Annotated in this window: 14 protein-coding genes; 7 read left to right on the top strand and 7 right to left on the bottom strand. The window is 69.8% G+C overall.

Annotated elements, in window-relative coordinates; all coding sequences use genetic code 11:
* Nucleotides 1-5: 5 nt before the first annotated feature.
* Genes ACGFJ2_RS43325 through ACGFJ2_RS43310 form a run of 4 tightly spaced genes read right to left on the bottom strand, consistent with a single transcriptional unit; the run spans nucleotide 6 to nucleotide 7,627 of the window.
* Complete coding sequence (locus ACGFJ2_RS43325; RefSeq protein ID WP_393478432.1) at nucleotides 6-3,170, bottom strand: amino acid adenylation domain-containing protein; 3,165 nt, start codon at nucleotides 3,168-3,170, stop codon at nucleotides 6-8.
* On the bottom strand, nucleotides 3,163-6,045 hold the full coding sequence (locus ACGFJ2_RS43320; protein WP_393478429.1) for an amino acid adenylation domain-containing protein: 2,883 nt from the start codon (nucleotides 6,043-6,045) through the stop codon (nucleotides 3,163-3,165). The genes ACGFJ2_RS43325 and ACGFJ2_RS43320 overlap by 8 nt, the downstream gene beginning before the upstream one ends.
* A 41-nt stretch (nucleotides 6,046-6,086) precedes the next feature.
* Complete coding sequence (locus ACGFJ2_RS43315; RefSeq protein WP_357948128.1) at nucleotides 6,087-6,911, bottom strand: SDR family oxidoreductase; 825 nt, start codon at nucleotides 6,909-6,911, stop codon at nucleotides 6,087-6,089.
* Between the two features lie 2 nt (nucleotides 6,912-6,913).
* Nucleotides 6,914-7,627, bottom strand: a complete 714-nt coding sequence (locus ACGFJ2_RS43310) for an alpha/beta fold hydrolase (RefSeq protein ID WP_357947341.1) — start codon at nucleotides 7,625-7,627, stop codon at nucleotides 6,914-6,916.
* Between the two features lie 403 nt (nucleotides 7,628-8,030).
* Here ACGFJ2_RS43310 and ACGFJ2_RS43305 point away from each other — a divergent pair, with 403 nt between their 5' ends.
* Genes ACGFJ2_RS43305 through ACGFJ2_RS43295 form a run of 3 tightly spaced genes read left to right on the top strand, consistent with a single transcriptional unit; the run spans nucleotide 8,031 to nucleotide 10,205 of the window.
* Nucleotides 8,031-9,434 carry a hypothetical protein gene (locus ACGFJ2_RS43305; RefSeq protein WP_358174257.1) on the top strand — a complete coding sequence of 468 codons (1,404 nt, stop codon included), beginning with the start codon at nucleotides 8,031-8,033 and terminating at the stop codon, nucleotides 9,432-9,434.
* A 16-nt stretch (nucleotides 9,435-9,450) separates the two neighbouring features.
* On the top strand, nucleotides 9,451-9,753 hold the full coding sequence (locus ACGFJ2_RS43300) for a hypothetical protein (RefSeq protein ID WP_393478425.1): 303 nt from the start codon (nucleotides 9,451-9,453) through the stop codon (nucleotides 9,751-9,753).
* Nucleotides 9,754-9,770: 17 nt separating this feature from the next.
* The gene (locus ACGFJ2_RS43295) at nucleotides 9,771-10,205 is read left to right on the top strand and encodes a YbaB/EbfC family nucleoid-associated protein (protein WP_357947332.1); all 435 of its coding nucleotides are present in this window, start codon (nucleotides 9,771-9,773) and stop codon (nucleotides 10,203-10,205) included.
* A 48-nt stretch (nucleotides 10,206-10,253) separates the two neighbouring features.
* Here ACGFJ2_RS43295 and leuA read toward each other — a convergent pair whose 3' ends face one another.
* Together leuA and ddaH are read right to left on the bottom strand one after the other, a co-directional pair.
* Nucleotides 10,254-11,960, bottom strand: a complete 1,707-nt coding sequence (leuA, locus tag ACGFJ2_RS43290) for a 2-isopropylmalate synthase (protein ID WP_357947329.1) — start codon at nucleotides 11,958-11,960, stop codon at nucleotides 10,254-10,256.
* 162 nt (nucleotides 11,961-12,122) lie between these two features.
* Nucleotides 12,123-12,866 (bottom strand): dimethylargininase, encoded by a 744-nt coding sequence (gene ddaH / locus ACGFJ2_RS43285; protein WP_393478422.1) that lies wholly within the window; start codon nucleotides 12,864-12,866, stop codon nucleotides 12,123-12,125.
* A 38-nt stretch (nucleotides 12,867-12,904) separates the two neighbouring features.
* Between ddaH and ACGFJ2_RS43280 the strand changes: the two genes are divergently transcribed.
* From ACGFJ2_RS43280 to ACGFJ2_RS43265, 4 genes are all read left to right on the top strand, one after another.
* Nucleotides 12,905-13,150, top strand: coding sequence for a DUF2630 family protein (locus ACGFJ2_RS43280; protein WP_393478420.1), 246 nt, complete (start codon nucleotides 12,905-12,907; stop codon nucleotides 13,148-13,150).
* A 148-nt stretch (nucleotides 13,151-13,298) separates the two neighbouring features.
* Complete coding sequence (locus ACGFJ2_RS43275; protein ID WP_357947320.1) at nucleotides 13,299-14,621, top strand: MFS transporter; 1,323 nt, start codon at nucleotides 13,299-13,301, stop codon at nucleotides 14,619-14,621.
* 9 nt (nucleotides 14,622-14,630) lie between these two features.
* Complete coding sequence (locus tag ACGFJ2_RS43270) at nucleotides 14,631-15,296, top strand: response regulator transcription factor (protein ID WP_357947318.1); 666 nt, start codon at nucleotides 14,631-14,633, stop codon at nucleotides 15,294-15,296.
* Nucleotides 15,293-16,630: a HAMP domain-containing sensor histidine kinase gene (locus ACGFJ2_RS43265; protein ID WP_357947315.1), complete on the top strand. Its 1,338-nt coding sequence runs from the start codon at nucleotides 15,293-15,295 to the stop codon at nucleotides 16,628-16,630. The genes ACGFJ2_RS43270 and ACGFJ2_RS43265 overlap by 4 nt, the downstream gene beginning before the upstream one ends.
* A 7-nt stretch (nucleotides 16,631-16,637) precedes the next feature.
* Here ACGFJ2_RS43265 and ACGFJ2_RS43260 read toward each other — a convergent pair whose 3' ends face one another.
* Nucleotides 16,638-17,537, bottom strand: a complete 900-nt coding sequence (locus tag ACGFJ2_RS43260) for a TAXI family TRAP transporter solute-binding subunit (RefSeq protein ID WP_357947312.1) — start codon at nucleotides 17,535-17,537, stop codon at nucleotides 16,638-16,640.
* Nucleotides 17,538-17,567 lie beyond the last annotated feature (30 nt).

Below are 17,567 nucleotides of genomic sequence, written 5' to 3'. Positions count from 1 at the left end.
CCAGTTCAGAAGTCGAAGTCGAACGCGAGCGCGGGCGGGCCGGGCCGGGCCGAAGGCGCCCGGCCGAGCTCGCCGAGCGGCGTGTCCGGCTCGGCGAGTGCCGCGTCGAGCAAGGACAGGAACTCGTCCCGGAACGTCTCCACGGTGGGGCGCAGGAAGAGGTTCGTGGCGTACGCCAGCCGGGCCTCGTACCCTTCGGGTGAGTCCTCGACCTGCAGGTCCAGGTCGAAGATCGTGCGCCGGGTGGCCTCCGGCAGCCACCGGGGCCGGCCGCCGAGGAAGTCCACCTGGTGCAGCCCCGTGTCCTGCATCGCGAAGAACGCGTCGAAGAGCGGGTGGCGGCTGAAGTCATGCTCGCCCCGCATCGCCACCAGAGCGTCGAACGCGTGATCCTGGTGGTCGCCGGCGGCCACCGCGTGCCGGGCCACGGCTCGCAGATACGCGCGGAACGGCAGCTCGGGGGCCGGGTAGGCCCGCAGGCACAGGGTGTTGACGAACATCCCCTGAACCCGGTCCACGCCCGGCAGGTGCCGTCCGGAAAAGGGCGTCCCGACCGTCACGTCGTCGCCCCCGCTCACCTGTCCGAGGAAGACGGTGTACACGGCCAGGATCACCTGGAACGCCGTCACCCCTTGGGCGCGGGCCAGCTCCCTGACCGCGTGGCTGCGCTCCGCGCCGAACGCGAACGGCAGGTGGTCCCCCTCCGTCCGGCGGACCGCCGGCCGGGGCAGGTCGATGGGTAGATCGAGAGGTTTGACCGGCCGCGCGAACGTCTCGGCCCAGAAGCCACGCTGGGTCTCGGACAGCGCGCGCCGCTCCGGCCCGTTCGCCCACTGCGCGAAGTCCCGGTAACGCAGCTCCACCTCAGGGAGCGGTTCGCCCCTGAGCAGCGCCGCCCACTCGGCCATCAGGAGGGCGAGCGAGCGGCCGTCGGTGAGGAGGTGGTGAATGTCCAGCACCAGCCGGGTCCCATGGTCATGCCGCGCCAGGGCCGCCCGCCACAGGGGGGCCTGATGGACGTCGAAGGCGCGGATCCACCTCTCGGTCCAGCCGTCGAGATTCGCACCGCGAAACAGGCCGACCTCGTCCAGCGCCGTACATAGCACCTCGTGAACGCGCTGGTACGGCTGCCCGTCGTCGCCCACGGCCACGTCGGTGCGCAGGATCTCGTGCCGCTCGACGAGGGTCGCGAGAGCGGCGCGCACCCGTCCGGCGTCGATCCGGCCGGGGAGGTCGACGACGATCGGCAGGTTGTACTGGGTGCTGGACGGGTCCTTGATCTGCTCGACATAGACGCCCTTCTGCTGGGGTGACAGCGGGGTCCGCTCGCCGGCCTGGCACGGACGCGGCCCCACCACGTCGGCGCTGTCCGCGGCACGGACCAGGTCGGCCAGCGCCGACACCGTACGGACCGCCAGCACGGCCGAGACCGGGCAGGCCACCCCGAACCTCTTCCGCACCCTGGCGGCCAGCCGGGTCGCGGTGAGTGAGCTGCCGCCCAGCCGGTCGAGCGGGTCGTCGACGCCGATCCCGCGCACGCCGAGGACGTCCTCCCACAGCTCGACGAGCTCTCGCTCGAGCTCGTCCCCAGCCCTGCCGCCGCCGGCGAGGATCGGCTCGGGCAGCGCGGCCCGGTCCACCTTCCCGTTGACGTTGAGCGGCAGCGCGGGCAGCACCACGATCTGGGCGGGCACCATGTGAGCGGGCAGCACGCGCTCGATCTCCGTCCGCAGCCGCTCCGGTTCCAGGGACCGCTCACCCGAGACGTACGCGCGTAGGTGACCGTCGGACGAATCCGGAGCGCGCCGCTCCACGACCACCGCTTCGCGCACTCCGGGGCGGGCCAGCAGCGCGGCCTCGACCTCGCCCGGCTCGACGCGCAGACCGCGCACCTTGACCTGGTGATCCGTCCTGCCGAGGAAGTCGATCGACCCGTCGGGCAGCCTGCGCGCCCGGTCGCCGGTCCGGTAGAGAAGCTCTCCTGGCCGGAAAGGGTGGGGGACGAAGGCGCGCGCGGTCAGGTCGGGGCGCCCGTGGTAGCCGAGCGCCAGCCCGTCGCCGCCGACGTACAGCTCTCCGGCGACGCCCGCTGGAAGCTGTTGCCGGTCCTGGTCGAGCACGTACGCGGTGGTATTGGGCACCGGGCGGCCGATGGGCACGCGTTCGCCGATCGGCTCGCGAACCTCGTGGCAGGTGGAGATGACCGCGTTCTCGGTCGGCCCGTACGCGTTGACCAGCCGCAGACCCGGATTGGCCCGCAGCACGGACCTGGCGTGCTTGGCCGAGAGCACGTCACCTCCGACCAGCAGGTCCCGCAGCGGCCCGAACACGGTCGGGTCCTCGCCCGCGAGCTGGCTGAACAGCGCGGAGGTGAAGAGCGCCGTGGTGATACCCCCGTCCGCCAGCGCCCGCCTCAGCTGCGCGCCGTCGAGGAACGTCTCCCGGTCGAGGATGTGCACGGTCCCACCGCAGAGCAGGGCGGCCCAGGTCTCCCAGACGGAAGCGTCGAAACCGGTCGCCCCGATCTGCGCCACCCTGGCCGTGGAGTCGAGCCGTACATAGCCGACGCCCCGCACCAGCCGGACGATGCCGCGATGCGGGACCAGGACGCCCTTGGGCCGTCCGGTGGTCCCCGAGGTGAACATCAGGTACGCGACGTCCGACGCGTCGCTCAGCGCGGGGAGGTCGGCCTCGGGTTCGGCCGACCAGTCCTGGGCGTCCACCGCGATGGCCGGCCCGCGGGCCGGCTCTCGCGTGGTCAGCTCTCGTGTGGTCAGCTCTCGTGTGGTCAGCTCTCGTGTGGTCAGCAGGAGGCCGGCGCCGCTGTCCTCGATCAGCTGGGAGATCCGATCCGCCGGATGGGCGGGGTCCATCGGCACGTAGAACCCGCCGGCCTTCAGCACGGCGAGCGCCGCGACGATCAGGTCGGGGGTACGCGGCAGCAGCAGCGCCACCGGTTCCGCGGGACGCAGCCCATCGCGGCGTAACCTCTGGGCCAGCAGAGTGCTGCGGTGGTGCAGTTCGGCATAGGTGAGCGTGGTATCTCCGTACACCACGGCCGGGTGGCCGGGCGCCGCCTCGACCTGCTCGGCGAAGAGCCGCTCGACGCGGCTGTCTCGGGGATAGTCCGTGGCCGTGCCGTCGCAGCCGTCCAGCAGCCGATCACCCATGGGAGATCACCCCCGCGAGGCCGTTCACCGTCGGGTGCAGGTACAGCTCGCGCATCGGAAAGGCGGGCAGGCCACGGTCACGCATGGCCGCCGCCACCCGCATGGCGTACAGGGAGTTGCCGCCGAGCTCGAAGAAGTTGTCGTCGGGACCGACGGGCACGCCCAGCACCGCCTCCCACACCGCGGCGAGCGCGCCCGCCAGCTCACCTGACGGAGCCCGGATCGGCGCGGCGGGCGCGACGACCGGCACAGGCAGCCCGCGAACGTCGAGCTTGCCGTTGGCGGTGAGTGGCAGCGTGTCGAGGGGCGTGATGGTGGCGGGCAGCATGTGCTCCGGCAGCACCTTGGCGGCCCGTTGCCGGATCGCCGCCGGATCGCCGCCGGCCGGCACCACATACGCGTCGATGCGCGCTCCCGCGGCGTCCCGCTCGCCGTTCAGCACCACGGCGGCCGCCGTGACGGCGGGGTCGTCCAGCAGGACGTTGCGGATCTCGTCCAGCTCGACGCGGAATCCGCGCAGCTTGACCTGGGTGTCGAGACGGCCGAGGTGCTCCAGCCGGCCATCGGGCAGCAGCCTGCCCCGGTCGCCGCTGCGGTAGACGCGGCCCATGGTGAAGGGATCGGGCAGGAAGCGCTGCGCGGTCAGCTCGGGACGGTCCAGGTACTCCAGGGCGACCCCGTCTCCCCCGACGTGGATCTCTCCGGGGACACCGCACGGCACGGGACGGCCGCGCTCGTCGAGGACGTACAGATGCCAGCCGGGCAGGGCGTGCCCCACGGACCGCGACCCGGTCATCGCCTCACGACGGGTCACGTTCTGCGCCGTCACGTGCACCGTCGTCTCCGTGATGCCGTACATGTTGACCAGCCGGCACCGATCCTCCGGATACCGGTCGAACCAGGCCCGCAAGGGCCGGGCGTCCAGCGGCTCACCGCCGAAGATCACCAGCCGGACCGCCAGCCGCTCGTCCTGCCGCCGGTCGGCCTCCATGAGCTGGGCGAACGCCGACGGCGTCTGGTTCAGCACGGTGACGCGCTCGCGCGCCAGCAGCTCGCGGAACTCCTCGGGCGAGCGAGAGACCCAGTACGGCACCACGACCAGCCGGGCGCCGGTGAGCAGCGCTCCCCAGATCTCCCAGACGGAGAAGTCGAACGCGCTGGAGTGGAAGAGCGTCCAGGTGTCACCGGGACCGAGCCCGAAATCGTCACGGGTGGCCGACAGCAGGGCGACGACGTTGCGATGCGGCACCACGACGCCTTTCGGGCGCCCGGTCGAGCCCGAGGTGTAGATGACGTACGCGGCCTCACCCGGCCCCCGCCGCTCTGGACGGGCACGACCTGCCTCGCCGCCGTGGGTCTCCAGCTCCTCGGGCCTGACCACGCTCGCCGACCCGCCGCCGGGAAAGTCCTGGTCCGCGATGACGACGCGCAAGGCCGCGTCCTGAGCCGTGAACGCCAGCCGATCGGCCGGATAGGCCGGATCCATGGGCACGTACACCGCGTCCGCCTTGAGCACGGCCAGCATGGCGACCACGAGATCGGGCGTGCGTCCGAGGCAGACGCCGACGCGCTCCCCCGGACGCACGCCCCGGTCGAGGAGGGCGGCGGCGAAGCGGCCGGCGCGCGCGTCCAGTTCCGCGTACGTCAGGGAGCGGCCCTCGCAGGTGAGCGCCACCGCGTCGGGACACTCCGCCACGCGGGCGGCGAACACGTCGTCGATCCGCTCCGGCCGCCAGTCCAGCCGCCGTAACGGACGGCCGAGGGCGACCACCTGCCGTGTCTCCGCCTCGTCCAGCAGCTCGACGTCGGCGGGGACCAGACCGGCGGGCGCGTTGGCCAACTGCTCATAGGCGCGGGCGACATGGCGGGCGAAGCGCCTGGCCGAGTCGGCGTCCACGTCTTCCAGCCGGTGGTGTACCACCAGCTGAAGGCCGCCGTCCGGGGTGTGACCGGGCACGATCGTGAGCGGGAACGGAGCTGTCTGGCAGGGAACGTGCGTACCGGACCCGCTCTCCGCCGGCTCGTCGGCGAGCAGACCGGCCACGACCCGGCCGCCGGTCTCCGCGAGGAGTTCGGCGTACTGCCGCCCGTCGCACCGCCCGCCGTCGGCCAGGGCTTGGGCGGTCTCGGCCACCAGCTCCCCCGCGGTGCGCGCGCCCGAAAGGTCCAGTGCCAGCAGGAGCCCGGCGTCGAACGCGCCCAGCGCTCCTTCCGGCCGCTCGGGCACGGGGCCGAGCACGCCGACGACCGGGTTCTCCTGGTTCTCATACCGTCCGAGCACCAGCCCGACCGCCGCCGCCATCGTGGCCGGCACGTCTGCCCCGGCCTCCCGGATCGCCACGGTGACCAGGCCGGTACGGTCACCCGCCGCGTCGTCGCCGCTGGCCCACGCAATACGTCCGGAAAAATCCGCTTCCCGCCATCTTTTGAGCGTCTCGGCGTCCGCGGCGGCGATGGTTTGACTCGCCGTCTTGTCGGTGAATCCCTCATACCGAGCCCGCCCGGTGAGCACGTCGGCCACGGCGCGCAGCGACAGCGCGTCGAGATTGGCGCGATGGGCGACGAGCACGAGGTCGGCGGGTCCGTCCGCGTACCGCAGCAGCACCGCGCGCAGCAAGGCGCCCTCCGCGTCCAAAGGACGGTGCAGTTCGGCCTCGACGCGGCGGCCAGCCACCGCGGAGTCGCAGGCGGCCGGAACCCGCTCGTCCCAGAGCCGGGGCAGCCGATCAGGTGTGTCCCCCCACCAGGTGCGGACCGCGCGTTCGAAGAGTCCGGCCAGCCAGGTGGCACCAACGCCATCGGGCAGCCTGACGCGCCGGGCATGGCAGTGTGCGGAGGGCGAGCGGTCTGGGGGGATGAGATCGGTTCGGGGCACGCGGTGATCTCCAGAGCGTGGTCGTGGTGAAAGAGCGGGCGTCAGCGTGCGGTGAAGCCGCCGTCGACGGTGAGTACGCTGCCGGTGACCTGCCGGGATTCGTCGGAGGCCAGCCATACGGCGGCCGAGGCGACGTCGTCCGGCTCGATGAGGGCGTTCATGGGCTGGGCCTGCACGAAGGCCTCCTCGTGCTCGTCCGCCGGCACGTCGAGCGAACGCGCGATCTCCGCCAGCATCCGGCCCTCGACCTGCGAGTCATCGCGGACGGAACCAGGGCACAGGGCGTTGACCCGCACCTTGCGGGGGGCGTAGTCGAGGGCGACGGCCTTGGTCAGGCCGATGAGACCGTGCTTGGCGGCCACGTATCCGGCGAAGTGCCGATATCCCACCAGCCCGGCGGTCGAGGCGATGTTGACGATGCTGCCGGATCGCTGCTCGACCATCAGTTTGCCGACCGCGCGGATGGCGCGCCACGCACCGGAGAGATCGACGTCGATCATCAACTGCCACTCGTGCTCGTCGATCTCGTGCGCCACCTTGCCGGAAGGCGCGGCGATGCCGGCGTTGTTGACGAGGACGTCGATGCGGCCGAAGCGCCCGATTGCCATGGACACCGCGGCCTCGACTTCGTGCGTCTCCCGTACGTCGGCCTGCCTGGTCAGGACGGAGACGCCGAACTCCCGGCAGAGTTCGGCCGTGTATTCGAGCTGACTGGCCGAGCCGAGCGCGTACGGCACACCCGGCAGATCGCGCGCGACGTCGAGCAGCACCAGGTCGGCGCCCTCCCGCGCGAACATCCGGGCACTGGCCCGGCCCAGCCCGCGGGCCGCACCGGTGATGACGGCCGTCTTCCCGGACAGGCGCATCGTCACCGCTCATCCGGCGTCGCGAGCTCGGCGCCGATCACGCGCAGCAGGGGAGCGGGATCATCGGCCAGGTACATGTGGCCCCCGTCGAGCTCCACGGTGTTGAACCCGGCGCTGGTGGCCCGCTCCCACTGGGCGATCATCGCCATGTCCACCAGCTCGTCGTCGAGGCCGTGCACGGCGGTGATCGGTGTGGACAGCGGCTTGTCGGACTGGGGACGGTAGCTCTCGTGCAGTTCGACGTCGGCGCGCAGCATGGGTAAGAGCAGCGCCCGCATCTCGGGGTCCTCCAGGGCCGGGTGCGAGTATCCGGCGAAGGAACGGATCCGTGCCAGGAACGCCTCGTCATCCAGGCCGGTGGCGCGGCTCTCCCGCCCGCTCCACGGCCCGGGGGAACCGCTGACGTACAGGCGGGCGAGCCGCAATCCGGTCACGCCGCTGAGCCGGTGCGCCAGCTCGTACGCCAGCACCGCCCCGAGGCTGTGACCGAAGACGGCCACCCGGGAACCGGGGCCGATTCGCTGCAGCACCTGCGAGCACGCCTCGTCCGCGGCGCGGGCGGCATCGGTGTGCGGAGGCTCGACGAAGCGCTCCTCACGGCCGGGCAGTTGCACCGGCAGGATGCTCAGGCCCTCGGCCAGGTAGCGCTGCCAGCCCTTGAAGAAGGAGGCGCCGGCCCCGGCGAAGGGCAGGCAGATGAGGTAGGTGGGTTCCATGATCCGTTCTCCCGTCTGTAGACGGTGTCTCGGCTGTGGGGGGTCGCCTCGCCTGTCACGGCGTCGATGGGTCACGGCGCTGCGAACAGTCGCGAAACGTCACCGAACGTATGTATCCTTGATCGACACCGTCAAGATCCACATCTCCGATCTAACAAACACTTAAGGTTCGGATGTGATGCGCGGGGCCATACTCGACGCCGGACGTCCTTGATCTCCGGATCTCTGGCCGAACATCCGCCCGCATGCCACAATGCGGGGCACCGCAGCGATCATGACCACATGACCTGATGCCGCCTGCCCTACCGGGAGCCGCATGGGAGGGGGACCTCGAGCGCTTCCCTGCGTCTGCGGATCGCAGCTTTGGCGAATTGAGGACAGCGCGACGCATGAAGGGGAGTACATGGACCTAGCCGCTGAGGGCGACGCGCTGTCGCAGCTCATCACGACGATCATGAACGCCATGAGGGCCGCGGGCAACGACAACGACGAACGCCAGCTGGCGCAGATGTCCGAGGCGTGCAAGCAGCTGGCCGCCAGTCTGGATTCCGTGGGCGACAAGAACATCGACCCGGCCGTGCAGAAGGGCCGCAAGCAGTGGACCGGCGACGCGGCCACGCACTACCAGGAGATGGTCGACACCTACTTCGACCCGGCCGAACGGAAGGCGCTGGTCAAGAGCCTCGGCCACGTGTCGGAAGTGCTCCTCATGGCCAAGGAGGCCACCCACGAGACCAAACGGGCGTTCCGGGAGCTGCTGAAATCCATCCTCCAGGCGTTGGCGATCAGCGTGGCCCTCTCCATGTTCACGGGCGTGATGGGCAGGTACGCCGCGTGGGTCGCCAGAGCCAAGATCGCCGCCCAGGGCGCCGGCCTCGCGGCCACCATCCTGGCGCGGCTGATCTGGTTTCTCAAAAAGGTCGCCGTACCCCTGCGCAAGCTGGCCGAGCTGATGAAGAGGAGCAAGGCGCTCAGGAGGGGCCTGACGGTCTTCAAGTCGCAGAACTGGGTGCTGAACGGCACGCAGGGCATGAGTTTCGGCAAGACGGCCCTGACGTCCTTCAAGAGCTACGCCAAGATGTTCGGCCTCCAGCTGGGCGCCGGCCAGTTCATGTTCGTGGGCCTGGGCCGGGAGCTCAAGGGCCAGTCGTTCTTCGCGCCCTTCGGCCTCCAATACGCGCAGATGGTGAATTCCGCGGCGATATCGTCGGCCTTCCCCTGGGGCCGCGTCGGCTGGGACAAGGCGAAAAAGGCGTACGGCGCCAAGGCCCTCTTCGCGGCAGGAGCCATGACCGGAACGGGCTACACGATCATCAACGACAGGCTCGAAGGCAAGACGCTGGGGCAAATGGTCAAGGACATCGGGAAGGTGGCGGTGCTGAACGGCGGCTGGGGCGCCCTGAACGGTGCCGCACTCAAAAAGATCGGCATCACCGGCGACTTCCAGGTCCAGCTCTTCAACTCCACCGGCGCGATCATCCCCGGCACCGCCCTGCGCAACCTTCCCCCACCCATCGGCGTCCCCTTCAAACAGACGGAGCCGCCGGCGCACATCGACCATAAGAAGTACCCGGAGCCTGATACTCCCCCATTGATGGACTACCGGCCGCAGGACCCCACCACGACCGCCCCCCAGGCATCGTCGCACCAGGTCGGAGGGGAGGAGACGCTGGCAGGCATCGCCAAACGGGTCTACGGCAGCGAAAGGTACTGGCCCCAACTCTACGAGGCCAACCGCGACGTCATCGGCCCTGACCCCGGGGTCCTGAAACCGGGCACGCCGCTGAAACTCCCGAAACTGAAGTGACCGACTGGAGAGTGCGATGACCGGAAAGAGCAAGGAAGTCGGATATTCCACGGACGACCTGAAGAAGGGAGGAAAGGCCACCGACGAATCGATGAGCCTGCTGTCCGCTCCCCGAAACGCTTTCGCCGAGGCGGCCAGGCCGACGTCCACCTGCTTCGGCCTGCTCCCCGAGGGATCCCAGGAGCTGGCCGACGACTATCTGAAGTTCTACACCAACACCATCGACTGGGTGGACTCCCTGATGTGGAACCTGAACAACGCGGGCCTGACTCTGAACCAGACCGGAAAGAACTACGACCGGACCAACCCGACCGGATAAGCCGTCAAAGGGAGAACATGAGTTCCGACGACTCCAAAAATATCTACCAGGACGAACTCCACCGAATCTCAGAACAAGCCGAACGGGCACACAGCCGCCTGAAGAAAGCCGGTGGCGGCTTCAACGACGTCTACGGCACCGGCGAGAGCGCCGACGGCAAGATCAGGGCCCGCACCGACTCCGGCGGCCGCATCACCGAGGTGCGCCTCGACCCCCGCGCCATGAAACTGAGCAGCCAGGACCTCGGCGAGGAGATCACCCTCGCGGTGCGGCGCGCACAGGACGACTGCGAGAGGAACCACGAGGAACTGCTACGCGACGCCGTCGGCCGGACGCCACCGTCCCCTGACGCGGCCATGGAACAGTTCGAGGAGGTCATGCACTCCTTCAACCACGCCATGAACAATCGAGAGAGCCGAATCGACCAGATCCTTCGGGAAATGGACCAGTAAGTCGACCGCGCCGCACCATGCTCAGGGGGCGCGGTCGACTGACAACGGTCAGCGCGACGCGCGGTTGACCGCCGAGATGATCGCCTTGAGCGAGGCCGTCGTGGTGTTGGCGTCGACGCCCACCCCCCACAGCACCCGGCCGTCGACGTCGCACTCCAGGTAGGAGGCCGCCTTCGCGTCGCTGCCCGCGCTCATCGCGTGCTCCACGTAGTCGAGCACCCGCACCCGGATGCCGACCTTGGCGATCGCGTCGATGAAGGCCGAGATCGGGCCGTTGCCGACGCCTTCGATCTCGCGGATCTCGCCGTCGAGCCGTACGTCGGCGCCGATGCGGTCCTTGTCGTCCCCGGCCGACTCGTGGCGGTGGGCCATCAGGCTGAGGCGGCCCCAGCGGTTGGCCGGGTTGGGCAGGTATTCGTCGCGGAAGATGGAGTACATCTCGGCCGAGCCGATCTCGCCGCCCTCGGCGTCGGTGCGTGCCTGGACGACCTTGGAGAACTCGATCTGCAGCCGTCGCGGCAGGTCCAGCTGGTGGTCGGCCTTCATGATGTAGGAGACGCCGCCCTTGCCCGACTGGCTGTTGACCCGGATGACCGCCTCGTAGGTGCGGCCGATGTCCTTGGGGTCGATCGGCAGGTAGGGGACGGCCCAGGTGAACTGGTCGACCGGCACCCCGGCCGCGGCCGCGTCGGCCTCCAGGTGGTCGAAGCCCTTCTTGATGGCGTCCTGGTGGGAGCCGGAGAAGGCGGTGTAGACCAGCTCGCCGCCCCACGGGTGGCGCGGGTGCACCGGCAGCTGGTTGCAGTATTCGACGACGCGGCGGATCTCGTCGATGTCGCCGAAGTCGATCTGCGGGTCGATGCCCTGGGAGAACAGGTTCATGCCCAGGGTGACCAGGCAGACGTTGCCGGTGCGCTCGCCGTTGCCGAACAGGCAGCCCTCGATGCGGTCGGCCCCGGCCATGTAGCCCAGCTCGGCGGCGGCCACGGCGCTGCCGCGGTCGTTGTGCGGGTGCAGGGACAGGACGATCGAGTCGCGGTACTTCAGGTGGCGGTGCATCCACTCGATCTGGTCGGCGTAGATGTTGGGCGTGGCCATCTCGACCGTGGCCGGCAGGTTGACGATGACCTTGCGGTCGGGCGTCGGCTGCCACACGTCGTTGACCGCGTCGCAGACCTCGACGGCGTAGTCCAGCTCGGTGCCGGTGAAGGACTCGGGCGAGTATTGGAAACGTACGTCCACGTCGGTCGCGTCGGCGAGCTTCTTGACCAGCTTGGCGCCCTCGACGGCGATGGCGGTGATGCCGTCGCGGTCCTGTCCGAACACCACCCGGCGCTGCAGCGTGGAGGTGGAATTGTACAGGTGCACGATGGCCTGCTTGGCGCCCTCGATCGACTCGAAGGTGCGCTCGATCAGCTCGGGCCGGGCCTGGGTCAGCACCTGGATCACCACGTCGCCGGGGATCCGGTCCTCTTCGATGATCTGCCGGATGAAGTCGAAGTCGGTCTGGCTGGCCGCGGGGAAGCCGACCTCGATCTCCTTGTAGCCCATCTTCACCAGCAGCTCGAACATCTGCAGCTTGCGATGGGCGTCCATCGGGTCGATCAATGCCTGGTTGCCGTCACGCAGGTCCACCGCGCACCATCGCGGCGCTTCGGTGATGACCCGATCAGGCCAGGTGCGATCGGTCAGCCGGATCGGCTCGAACGGCTGATAACGCTGGAAAGGCATCGGGCTGGGCTGCTGAGCGGTCATGTCGGGAGCTCCTCGTCGGTCGAAAGAAAAGCGGCCGACGCGCATGGCTCGCTCCGCGGCGAGGGAGCCGGCCTCAGTGGCCCCCGCCGCGGCAGCTAAGAAGGAGGCCACGCAGCATGCCTTGCACGCTACCAGACGTCTCGCGGTAAACCGTCCTTGATCTCACATGATGAGAACCGACAGGCAGGTGACGCAGCCTTCCAGCTTCTCGAACTCCGAGATGTCCACCAGCGTCACCTCCAGCCCGCGTTCCTGCAGCATCTTGCAGGTCCGCGGCGCGGAGGCGGCCATCAGCACCCGGTCGCCGCCCAGCGGCACCACGTGCGCCCCCGACTCCTCGGCGGGCACGAGCAGGCCCGGCAGGTCCGCGCGGTCGGGGTCGCCGATGAGCGTGCCGTCCGGCAGCGCCGTGACGGCCGACTTCAGGTGCAGGACGCCGGTCAGGTCCACGGGCACCACCTGCCGCTCCGGCAGCAACGCGGAGAGCTGGGTGATCCCCTCGTCGTTGGTCCTGCCCGACCTGCCGACGTACACGGTCCTGCCGACCTGAAGGACGTCACCGCCGTCGAGCGTGCCGGGCCGCGCGATCCTGACGGACTTGACCCCGAGCTCCCGTACGAGGGCCGCCACGGTGTCCACCTCAGGCCGTCGCTCGATCGCCCCCGGTCTGGTCAGTACGGCCAGCCGGTCGCAGACGACGACCATGTCCTCGACGAAGGGCCCGTCGGGCAGGTCGTCGGCCGCCTCCACGTGGCGTACCTGCCACCCGGCCCCCTCCAGCGCGGCGACGTAGCGTTCGTGCTGGTCAAGGGCCCGTCCGGGGTCGACCGGCTCGCGCTCCACATGCGTGACGATGCCCTCGGAGATCCGTGGGCCGGGCTTTCTTACCAGCGCGATACCAGGCATAGGCCGTGTTCTATCACGTAGTAACTAAAGTCTTGGACATGCGTGACAACGAGATTCTCAGCAAGATCAGCGATCTGGTCACCGAAGAGCACGAGCTGCGGAGCAGGCTGTCGGCGGGCGAGGTCAGCTCGGACGAGGAGCACGCGCGGGTCAAGGAGCTGGAGACGGCTCTCGACCAGTGCTGGGACCTGCTCAGGCAGCGCAGGGCGAGGAGGGACGCGGGCGAGAACCCGGACGGCGCCAAGGCCCGGCCGGCCGGCGAGGTGGAGAACTACCGGCAATGACGGGAAAACGGGCCTGATCTCACCACTCCGTTTCCTTGATGTTAAGCGGACGTTAGATCTAGCCCGTCTCCCCTTGTCGGAACAACCTTCTGCGGAGAGGCTCTGGCCTGCACCTACTCCCCCCAGGCCCCGCACAGGAGGTATTCCAGTGAGCCAACCCCGCGTGCCGTGGAAGGCAGTGATCGGCGGTTCCGTCGGCAATCTGGTCGAGTGGTACGACTGGTTTGTCTACAGCAGTTTCGCCGTTTATTTCGCCGCCTCCTTCTTCCCCAATGGCAACTCCACCGCACAATTGCTCAACACCGCGGGCATCTTCGCCGTGGGCTTCTTCATGCGCCCGATCGGCGGCTGGCTGCTCGGCCGCTACGCCGACACGAAGGGCCGCAAGGCGGCGCTGACCATGACGGTCACGCTGATGTCGCTGAGCGCGCTGCTGATCGCCATCGCCCCGACGTACGCGTCGGTCGGCTACTTCGGCGCCGTGGTCCTGCTGATCGCCCGCCTCCTGCAGGGCATCTCCGTGGGCGGTGAGTACGCGGCCAGCGCCACATACCTGACCGAGGCCACTCCGGCGGGCAAGCGCGGCTTCGCCTCAAGCTTCCAGTACGTGTCGATGACCGCCGGTCAGCTCGTCGGCCTGGGCCTGCAGATCATCCTGCAGAACACGATGACCAAGGAAGCGCTCAACTCCTACGGCTGGCGCATCCCGTTCATCATCGGCGCCCTCGGCGCGGCGGTCGTGTTCTACCTGCGGCGCAACCTCCTGGAGACCGAGGCTTACGACGAGGAGGAGCAGGTCAAGGACGGCGAGAAGAGCGAGCGCGGCACCATCAAGGCGCTGATGGCCCACAAGAAGGAAGCGCTGCTCGTCATCGCCCTGACCATGGGCGGCACGGTCGCGTACTACACCTACACGACCTACCTCACCAAGTACCTGGTCAACACCGCGAACCTGCCGAAGGAGACCGCGTCGCTGGTCAGCTTCTCGGCGCTGTTCATCTTCATGTTGATCCAGCCGCTCGCCGGCGGGCTGTCCGACCGGATCGGCCGGCGGCCGCTGCTGATCACGTTCGGCATCGGGTCGATGCTCGGCACCGTACCGCTCATGACCGCGCTGTCCAGCGTCTCCGGCTTCGTCGGCGCGTTCATCCTGTCGCTGGTCGGCCTGATCATCATCACCGGCTACACCTCGATCAACGCGGTGGTCAAGGCGGAGCTGTTCCCGACGCACGTCCGGGCGCTCGGCGTGGCCCTGCCGTACGCCATCGCGAACGCCCTGTTCGGCGGCACGGCGGAGTACGTCGCGCTGTGGTTCAAGTCGGCGGGCATCGAGTCCGGCTTCTACTGGTACGTCTCGGGCTGCGCCGCCGTGTCGCTGGTGGTCTACCTGACCATGCGCGAGACGCGCGACGTGGCGCTCTCCCGCTCGGAGCGAGAGGGAGCGGCGGAGTCGGTCTCCGTCCGGGCCTAATCTGGCCTGATGCGAGTTCTCCTGGTCGAAGACGACGATCGACTCGCCTCCGCGCTCACCACGGCCCTCGCGCGCCATGGCCACCAGGTCGCGCGCGCCGGGCTGGCAGTCGACGCCCTCCGTCTGGCGGGGGGCGTCGACTTCGTCCTGCTGGACCTGGGCCTGCCCGACATGGATGGCCTTGAGGTGCTGCGCCGCCTGCGCCGGGTGTCGGCCGTGCCGGTCATCGTGGTGACCGCCCGCACGGAGGAGCGCGAGGTGCTCCGCGGCCTGCGGTCCGGGGCCGACGACTACCTGGTCAAGCCGTTCCGTACGGTCGAGTTGATGGCGCGCATGGAGGCCGTGATGCGCAGGGGCACCCGCCCGATGCCGACGCGGGACCACGTGGTGAGCGTCGGCGATGTGCGCATCGACCTGGAGGCCAGGCAGGTCACCGTGTCGGGTGAGCAGGTGACGCTGACCAGGCGCGAGTTCGACGTGCTGGCCCTGCTGGCCCGCGAGCCTGGCGTGGTGCGCAGCCGCGAGGAGATCCTGGACGAGGTCTGGGGCGACCCGCTGCTGTCCGCCTCCCGCTCGCTCGACGTGCACGTGGCCGGGCTGCGGTCGAAGACCGGCCGCCCGCACCTGGTCGAGACGCTGCGCGGCACCGGCTACCGCCTGGGGTCCACGGCGTGAACTCCCGCCTGGTGGTCACGTTCACCACGCTGATCGTGTTCCTCATCGCGGCGCTGGCGGTGCCGCTCGGCTTCGCCTACGCCTCGCACCGGACGAACCGGCTGCTGCTCGACCGCCGCGCCGACGCCACCCGCTTCGCGGAACTGGCCGACCAGGCCGCGCGCGACGACGACCGTACGGCGCTGACGGCCGAGGTCGTCCGTTACGCCGACCTGTACGGCGCGGCCATCCGCGTCCGCGACAGGGACGGCATGATCGTGGTCACGGCTGGCCGCTTCGAGGGCGACGACCAGGCGGAGACCCGGCTGGCGCTGAGCGGCCGCACGACCGAGGACCTGCCCACGATCAGCCCCTTCGGCCCCGCGAAGGTCCTGCTGGCCGAGCCGGCCGGCCGGGACGCGCAGCTGTCCGGCGTGGTGCTGCTCCAGGCCCGCACCGACCAGTCGCGGCTCGACGTCTCGCTCGTCTGGGGCGCGCTGGCGCTGGGCGCGCTGATCGCGCTGGGCTACTCGGTCCTGGCGGCCAGACAGCTGGCCCGCTGGATCCTGCGCCCGGTGACCGAGCTCGACCGCACCACCCGGGCCATCGCGGAAGGCCATCTCGACGCCCGGGCCAATCCCGGCGGAGGGCCCTCGGAGCTGCAACGGCTGGAGGAGCGGTTCAACGCGATGGCCGACGCGGTGTCGGGGGCGATGGAGCGGCAGCGGGCGTTCGTGGCCGACGCCTCGCACGAGCTGCGCACCCCGCTGACCGTGCTCGGGCTGCGGCTGGAGAACCTGGAGCCGCACCTGCGCTCCGACGGCACCACCGAGTTCGAGGAGGCGATGGCCGAGCTCGACCGGCTGGCCCTGCTGGTGGAGGACCTGCTGGCGCTGGCCAGGGTCGAGGCGGGCGCGGGCACCGAGGCCAAGGAGATCGAGCTGCGGCCCCGGCTGGCGGTGTGGCGGGAGGTCTACCCGGCCAAGGACCTCACCCTGCGGGTGGATGTGCCGGAGATGTCGCTGGTGCCGGAGGCGGCGGCCAGGGTGGCGGACATCGCGCTCGACAACGCCCAGAAGTTCGTGCCCGCGGGCGGCACGGTGACGGTCACGCTCTCCGACGGCGTCCTGCGGGTCGCCGACGACGGTCCGGGGCTGGCCGAGGAGGAGCGGGGTGACGCGCTGGGCCGGTTCTGGCGGTCGGGCGCGCACGCGAACGTGCCGGGCAGCGGGCTGGGGCTGGCCATCGCCACCGAGCTGGCCAAGTCGTGCGGGGCGACGTTGAGCCTGCTGCCCGCCGTACCCCATGGGCTGGTCGTGGAGTTGCGGCTGGCTGAGCCGTACACGGAGCTCTAGCGCTTGTTTACCCGTACACAGACCTGTAGTAGCGGGCGGCGCCGGGGTGCAGGGGGACGATGCCGGTGCCGATGGCGTAGCGCTTGTCGAGGAGGCCGCCCGGCGCCGAGGGGGCCCGCAGGCGGTCGCGGGCGCTGAAGAGCGTCCCGGTGACGGTGTAGGCCACGTCGTCGGACAGGGCCTGACGGCAGACCAGGTAGCTGGGTGTGCCGACGGTGGGGACCGGTTTCGAGCTGCCGTACACGCCCGCGGGGATGGTGGCGTGCTCGTAGACCGGGCCATAGATGCGGCGCAGCATCGGCACGAACGGCTCCAACGAGACGATCCTGATGCCGCCGAGTGAGGCGAGCGCGGGGGTGGGCACACCGCCCGACCAGAAGAACGCGTCGATCACGCCGTCGACGAGCGCCTTGATCGACCCGTCGAGGCCAAGCCTGGCGGTGATGTGATTACGTACCCCGGCGGCGTCGAGCACCCGTTCGGCGGTCACGGCGGTGCCCGATCCGTCGGCGCCGATGGAGACCTGCCGCCAGGCCAGGTCCTTGGGGGCGAAGATGTCCGAGTTGGCGCGTACCACCAGATGGACGTAGTTCATGTACATCCTGGCCAGCGCGGCGACGGGCTGGTGGCGCACGCGTACGGCGTCGTCGGCGCTGTCGGCGAGCGAGAACCCGAGGTCCGCCCGGCCGTCGGTGAGCATGGTGAGATTCTGGACGCTGGCCGCGGTCTCGATCACCTCAACGGTGAACCCGTCGCGCCGCAACTCGGCCGCGAACCGATCACCGAGCGCCCCGTACGGCCCACCGGCCAACCCGGTCGCCAGCCGCAGCGAGCGTTGCTCCGAGGCGGTGACCGAGCAGCCCGCAGCGTTCAGCGCGGCGAGCGCGAGAAAGACACGGCGGGACATCGGCACAGGCTCACGTTATCGAATCAAGCA

The organism is Nonomuraea sp. NPDC049028 (assembly GCF_043197735.1).
Taxonomy (GTDB): Bacteria; Actinomycetota; Actinomycetes; order Streptosporangiales; family Streptosporangiaceae; genus Nonomuraea.
This window is presented reverse-complemented; position numbering and strand designations above follow the sequence as displayed.